The organism is Streptomyces sp. NPDC090106, assembly GCF_044747265.1.
Lineage (GTDB): Bacteria > Actinomycetota > Actinomycetes > Streptomycetales > Streptomycetaceae > Streptomyces.
Genome location: NZ_JBIVDS010000011.1, coordinates 190,981 through 198,306, shown reverse-complemented (window position 1 = coordinate 198,306; position 7,326 = coordinate 190,981). Strand labels below are relative to the sequence as shown.

The following is a 7,326-nucleotide window of genomic DNA, read 5'->3' as shown; positions in this document are numbered from 1 at the left end:
TGCGGAAGCGGCCAAGGGGACCGGTCCCGATCCGCGTCCTGCGGCGAGTCCCGAGACCGGTCCGCGGCCTGACTCGAAGGCGGTCGGGGGGCACGGTTCAGTGCGCGGTCCGGAGCCGTCGAAGGGTTCGTTCCGGCTCCTCCCGCAGCGGGTCCCCAGCCGATCCGGAGCTCGGCCCGTAAGCCGCCTGGGAGCCCGGTCCGGTGGCCCAGCCCCGGGACCCGTCCCGCGGCAGATCCCGAGCCCTGTCCGCCGCCTGGCCCGCAGGTCGTGGAGCGAGCCGGTCCCGAGCCCGTGGGAGACCGCCAGGCCAGACACCTTCCCGCCCCGCCATCTCACCACCCTGAAGCCCGGTCCGGTGGCCCAGCCCCGGGACCCGTCCCGCGGCAGATCCCGAGCCCTGTCCGCCGCCTGGCCCGCAGGCCGTGGAGCAAATCGGTCCCGAGACCGTCGAGAACGCCAAGCCGCACACCCGCCTGTCCTGCCCCCGCCCCACCCCGATCACCCACCGCCCGCGAGCCCGCCCCCGTCGCTCCCTCCGCCCCGCCCCGGGCCTCCCGACGACCGCGCCCCGGTATCGCCCGCCCTCACACCGAGCCATCCGGCCACCGCGAGCCCGCACCCCCTTCCTCCTCCCTCCCCTCCCACCCAACCGTCCCGGCGGAAAGGGAAGTGCGCCCGTCCGTGCGGGCAGGAAGCGGGCGGGGGCACCGCGCACCCCGGTGATCCCTCCTTACGATCACGCCGGGCGCCCCGGCACCGCACACGGTTCCCCCACCCGTGCGCCCAGGACCGAGAAGGGCGCGCACGTGGCACAGCAGGATCCGGGCACCGGCCGTGCCCCGCGGACGCCGGAGGAACCGGCGGGCGGGGCGGTGTGGCGGCGCCGACTGCCGTGGCAGGAGCGCCCGTTGGGCGACGCCGGCGACCTCGGAACGGGCCGGTCCGAAACGCCCCGTTCCGACGACGGCCTCGCCGGCTTCGACGCCTTCGCCCGCCGCGCGGACCGCGCGGACCGCATCGCCCCGGAAGAGGAACCTCCCGAAGAGCTTCCGGCCTCCCGCGAGCGGCTGACCCGGCATCTCCTCGCCGCCGCCGTCGGGGCGGCCCTGCTCGTGCTGATCCTCCCCGTCCTGCTCACGAACGGCACGAACGGCACGGACGGCACGGACGGCGCGGATGAAACGGATGAATCCGATAGCAGGGGCGGCGCGCGCCCCGAACAGGTGTCGCCCACGCGGGACTTGACGCTCACCCTGCCGTCCGAGTCCCCGTCTCCGTCCCCGCCCGCGCCCTCACCCGCAACCCCCACCCCGTCGCCGTCCACCCCCGAGACCGTCGCCGTGGGTCTCGCGGCGCCCCGCACCACCCCCGCCGCGCCCCGCGCCACCGCGGCGACCGTCGTCCACGGCACCAGCGTCCTCCTACCCGGCCAGACCTGGACCGCCGGACGGACCGTCCTCGCCTTCCAGGGCGACGGCAACCTCGTCCTCTACGACGGCCGCGGCCACTCCCTGTGGCAGTCCGGCACCGTCGGACGGGGCGCCAGGACCGTCTTCCAGGCCGACGGGAACCTCGCCGTCTACACCGCCGCGATGCACCCCGTATGGACCTCCCGCACCGACGGGCACGACGGCGCCACCCTCGTCCTCGGCGCCGACGGCGACCTCACCGTCCGCCACGGCACCACCGTCCTGTGGTCCGCCGACGCCCCCGCCGACAGCGACAGCTGACCCGGTTCACGACCCCCGCCCCCGCCGTCCCGAACACCCCCCCCCGCTGGAGACGCACCCGTGAACACCGTGGTCAAGAAACGCCCCCCGAGGGCGTCGGGACCCGAGGTGCCCGAGGCCCGTATCGAGCTCGCCGAGCCCCCCGTCCTCGGCGAACCCGCCTCCGCCGACCTCGGCTCCGTCATGGTCGTCCTGCCCATGGGCATCGGCTTCGGCGCGATGGCGCTGATGTTCACCGCGGGCGGCTCCTCCTCGACGTATCTGATGTCCGGGATGATGGGCGTCGGCATGATCTCCATGAGCATGGGGCAGATCGGCCGCGCCGGACTGGAGCGCAAACGGCGGATGCGCGCCGAGCGCCGCGACTACCTCCGCTACCTCGCCCAACTCCGCGTCCGCGCCCGCCAGGTGGCCGAGGCGCAGCTCGCCGCCGCGCTGTGGGACAACCCGCCGCCGGACCGCCTGTGGTCACTCGTCGGCTCGCCCCGGGTGTGGGAACGCCGTTCCGCGCACGACGACTTCGCGAAGGTCCGCATCGGGCTCGGCACCCGCCGCGCCGCCCTCGAACTCGTCCCCCCGGAGACCAAGCCGGTCGAGGACCTCGACCCGCTCGCGGCGATCTCGCTGCGCCGCTTCACCGCCGCCTTCCAGACCGTCCCCGGCATGCCCGTCCCCGTCGGCCTGCGCAGCTTCACCGCCGTCGAGCTGGCCGGCGACATGGACGACGCCCTCGGCCTGGTGCGGGCCGTGCTCGGCCAGCTCGTCACCCTGCACTCGCCCGACGAACTGCGCGTCGCCGTCCTCACCGACGACACCGGACGCGAGGAGTGGGAGTGGGTCAAGTGGCTTCCCCACAACGCCCATCCCAAGGAGTACGACGCCGCGGGCCCGCTGCGGCTGATCGCGGCCGACCACGCCGAACTCACCGACCTGCTCGGCACCGACGTGACGGACCGGCCCGACCACGACCCGCACGCCACCCCCAGCGCCGCCGAACCCTTCGTGGTCGTCGTCGCCCACCGCACCACCCTGCCCGCCGGCTCCCGGCTGCTGGGCGCCGGACTGCGCAACACCGTCCTGCTCGACGTCACCGGCGCCATGCACGGCGGCCCCGGCGTCCTCCGCCTCACCGCCGAGCGGGGCCGCGTCTCCTTCCCCGTCGCCGACTCCACCGCCGACGCCGAGGCCGACCTCGTCAGCCGCGCCCAGGCCGAGACCCTCGCCCGGCAGCTCGCCCCGCTGCGCACCAGCGGCACCATCGACCTGACCGACAACCCCTTCGAGTCCGACTTCGAACTCACCACCCTGCTCGGCATCCGCGACCCGCGCACCTTCGACGTCACCGCCCACTGGCGCCGCCGCGCCGACCAGAGCGCCCGGCTGCGTGTGCCCATCGGCGTCACCGAGGACGGCGAGGTCGTCGAACTCGACCTGAAGGAGTCCGCACAGACCGGCATGGGCCCGCACGGCCTCCTCATCGGCGCCACCGGCTCCGGCAAGAGCGAACTGCTGCGCACCCTCGTCATCGGGCTGGCCGCCACCCACTCCTCCGAGGTCCTCAACTTCGTCCTCGTCGACTTCAAGGGCGGCGCCACCTTCCTCAACATGGAGCGCCTGCCGCACACCTCGGCCGTCATCACCAACCTCGCCGACGAACTGCCCCTGGTGGACCGGATGCAGGACTCCATCGACGGCGAACTCATCCGCCGCCAGGAGCTGTTGCGCGCCAGCGGTCACGCGTCCCTCTTCGAGTACGAGAAGGCCCGGCTGGCCGGCGCGCCCCTGGCCCCGCTGCCGTCCCTGGTCGTCATCGTCGACGAGTTCTCCGAACTCCTCGCCAACAAGCCCGAGTTCTCCGACCTGTTCGTCACCATCGGCCGCCTCGGCCGCAGCCTCGGCGTGCATCTGCTGCTCGCCTCGCAGCGCCTCGACGAGGGCCGTATCCACCAGGTCGAGGGGCATCTGTCGTACCGGATCGCGCTGCGCACCTTCTCCTCCATGGAGTCCCGCAGCGTCATCGGCGTCGCCGGGGCCTACGAACTCCCCTCCGTGCCCGGCAACGGCTACCTCCGGGTGGACACCACCAACCTGGTGCGGTTCAAGGCCGCCTACGTCTCCGGCCCCTGCCCCGCCGCGCCCGACGGCGACGACGGCGAACCGTCCGGCCCGGCCGCCGCCCACGAGATCGTGCCCTTCGGGCTGGACCAGCGCCCCGCCGCCGAACGCCCCCCGGGCGAACCCGAACCGGACGCGGAACCCGCCGCATCCACCTCTGCATCCGCGCCCACGCCCGCCCCGGCCGCCGACGGCGACGACACCCTCCTGGACGTCCTCATCGACCGGCTCGCCGACGCGGGCCCCTCCGCCCGCCAGGTCTGGCTGCCGCCGCTCGCCGAATCCCCGAGCCTCGACCAGCTGCTGCCCGGCATCGTGCCCGACCCGGTGCGCGGCATGACCGCCGCCGAGTCCCCGCTCCTCGGCACGCTCCGGGTGCCACTGGGCATGGTCGACCGGCCGCACGAGCAGATCCGCGAACTCCTCGTCGCCGACCTGTCCGGCGCGGGCGGCCACATCGGCGTCGCCGGCGCCCCGCAGACCGGCAAGTCCGCGCTGCTGCGCACCCTGATGATGTCCCTCGCCCTCACCCACACCCCCGCCGAGGTGCAGTTCTACTGCCTGGACCTCGGCGGCGGCGGCCTGGTGTCGATCGCCGGACTGCCCCACGTCGGCTCGGTCGCCACCCGTCTCGAACGCGACAAGGTCCTGCGCACCGTCGAGGAGCTCACCCAGCTCCTGGAGCGCCGCGAGCAGATCTTCACCGAACGCGGCATGGAGTCCATGACCGCCTACCGGCAGCAGCGCCGCGCGGGCGCCGTCGACGACCCCTACGGAGACGTCTTCCTCGTCGTCGACGGCTGGGGCACGCTGCGCCAGGACTACGACGAACTCGACGACCGGATCACCGCGCTCGCCGCCCGCGGCCTCTCCTTCGGCATCCACCTGGTGGTGTCGGCGGTGCGCTGGTCGGAGATCCGGCCCCGGCTGCGCGACCTGCTCAGCACCAAGCTGGAACTGCGCCTGGGCGACGCCATGGAGTCCGAGCTGGGCGTCCGGCAGGCGGGCGGCGTCCCGCACCAGCCGGGCCGCGGCCTGACCAGCTCCGGGCACCACTTCCTGTCGGCGCTGCCCCGCCTCGACAGCTCCTCCGCGACCGACGACCTCACCGCAGCCACCAAGGTCGCCGCCGCCGAGATCGGCACCTTCTGGACCGGCCGCACCGCCCCCGGCGTCCGGCTGCTGCCCAGCCGCCTGCCCGCCACCCGGCTCCCCGCCCCCGAGGGCGACCTGCGGGTCGCCGTCGGCTGGGACGAACAACGCCTGCAACCCCTGTGGCACGACTTCTCCACCACCGCCCACCTGCTGGTCTTCGGCGACGGCGAGACCGGCAAGACCAACCTGCTGCGCCTGATGGCCCGCGCGGTCACCACCCGCTTCCGCCCCGAAGAGGCCCGCATCCTCCTCGCCGACCCCGACCGCGCCCTGATCGACGCCGTCCCCGAGGCGTACCGGGTCGGCTACGCCGTCGACAGCCAGGGCCTGAAGGAACTCGCCGGGAACACCGTGGTGTCCATGACCAAGCGGCTCCCCGGCAGCGACGTCAGCCCCGAGCAGCTCGCCCGCCGCGACTGGTGGCAGGGCCCCCGCCTGTTCATGCTCGTCGACGACTACGACATGTTCGCCACCAACTCGATGGACAGCCCCCTCACGCCGCTCGTCCCGCTGCTCGCCCAGGGCGCCAACATCGGCATGCACCTGGTGATCGCCCGCTCCACCTCGGGCGCCATGCGCGCCATGATGGACCCCACGCTGCGCAGGCTCTGGGAGCTCGGCAACCCGGCCCTGCTCTTCTCCTATCCCAAGGAGGAGAACAAGTTCATCGGCGAGGCCAAGCCCCGCACGCTGGTCCCCGGCCGCGCCCAGCTCGTCACCCGGCGGGGTATCCGGCTCGTGCAGACCGGCCTGGTGGAGGACCGCGAGTGACCCGCCCCCGCCCGCCGCACCCCGGCCTTCCTCGCCCCGGCCTTCCTCGCCCCGGCCTTCCTCACCGCGGCTCGCTTCACCGTGGCTTCCCGCGCCCCGGCTTCCCGCGCACCCCCGCCCCGCCCCGGCCGCCTCGAACAGGAGCGCCATGACCACCCCCGGTCTCATGCCCCACCCCGACCCCGCCACGGTCTGCCGGCTCACCGTGGCCGGACCCGGGCGCGGCGCCGACCTGAGCGTCCCCGGCGGCGTCACGGTCGGCGCCCTGCTCCCCGTGCTCGCGCAGCGCCTCGGCGACCCGGACGCCGCCGCCGGTCAGGAGTACGTCCTCCAGCGGCTGGGGGAGGAGCCGCTGGACCCGGACGCCACCGTCGACGCCCTCGGGCTGCGCGACGGGGAGATCCTCCATCTGCGGCCCGCCGCCGACGCCCTGCCGCCCATGCTCTTCGACGACCTCGCCGACGGCGTCGCCACCGTCGTCAACGCCCGCACCGACCGCTGGCGGCCCGAGCTGACCCGGCGCCTGTTCACCGCGCTCGCCTGTCTGACCCTGGCCCTGCTCGCGGCGTTCGTCCCCGCCGCCCCCGCCGCGCTCCCCACCGCCGCCCAGTACGGCGTGCTCGCCGTGCTGCTGACCGCCGCCTGCGTCGTCATCGGCCGCGCGCCCGCCCCCGACCCCGCCACCGTCCTCGTCACCGGCGCCGCCGGCTGGGCGTACGCCGCCCTCGCCGGACTCACCGCCCGGCACGGCACCGCCGCGCTGCCCCTGCCCGACCGGCACGAGCTGCTTACCGGCGGCGCCTGCGCCGTCGCCGTCGCGCTGGTGCTGCTGCTCGCCGCACGGGTGCCCGTCCGCGTCTTCGGCGCCCTCCTCGTCGTCGCGCTCGCCGTCGAGTCCGGCGCGGGACTCGCCGTCGGCCACGACTGGGACGCCACCACCGCGGCCACCGTCGTCGCCGTCACCCTCTTCCTCCTCAGCGCGATCGCCCCCCGCCTGGTGCTGCGCCTGGCCGGCCTGCGCATTCCCCAACTCCCGCGCAACGCGGACGAATTGCAGGAGGACACCGACCCCCGTACCCGGCGCGACCTCGACCGGCGGGTCGCCGACGCCGACGCCTACCTGACCCTGTTCACCGTCGGCGCCTCCACCGTCTACGCCACCGCCCTGGTCCTGCTCACCCGGCAGAGCGGCTGGTTCCCGTGGCTGCTCGCCCTCACCCTCTCCGCCGCCGTGACCCTGCGCTCGCGCGGCGTCACCGAGACCGGCCAGCGCGTCGCGCTCGCCCTGGCCGGCACCCTCGGCCTCGGCCTGACCCTGGCCCGGCTGTTTGTCCCCGGCGGCCCCGTCGCCCACCTTGCCCTGACCGTGCTCCTGCTCACCGCGACGGCCCTGCTGCTCCTCGGCGCGCTGCGCCTGCCCACGATCCGGCTGCTGCCGATCTGGGGCCACACCGCGGACATCCTGGAGATGGTCACCGCGATCGCCCTCGTGCCGCTGCTCCTCCAACACCTGCACGTCTACTGGTACTTCCGTACCCTGGCCGGCTGAGGG

General features: G+C 74.7%; 3 protein-coding genes. All 3 read left to right on the top strand.

Annotated features, from left to right (window positions below):
• Positions 1 to 809: 809 nt before the first annotated feature.
• The 3 genes from ACIPSE_RS32540 (at position 810) to eccD (ending at position 7,323) form a co-directional block, all read left to right on the top strand.
• Entirely contained in the window at positions 810 to 1,733 is a 924-nt protein-coding gene (locus tag ACIPSE_RS32540) for a hypothetical protein (protein WP_401669654.1), read from the top strand.
• 60 nt (positions 1,734 to 1,793) lie between these two features.
• Complete coding sequence (eccCa, locus tag ACIPSE_RS32535) at positions 1,794 to 5,774, top strand: type VII secretion protein EccCa (RefSeq protein WP_401669652.1); 3,981 nt, start codon at positions 1,794 to 1,796, stop codon at positions 5,772 to 5,774.
• Between the two features lie 148 nt (positions 5,775 to 5,922).
• A complete protein-coding gene (eccD, locus tag ACIPSE_RS32530; protein WP_401669650.1) occupies positions 5,923 to 7,323 on the top strand; it encodes a type VII secretion integral membrane protein EccD in 1,401 nt (466 codons plus the stop codon).
• Positions 7,324 to 7,326: the final 3 nt, after the last annotated feature.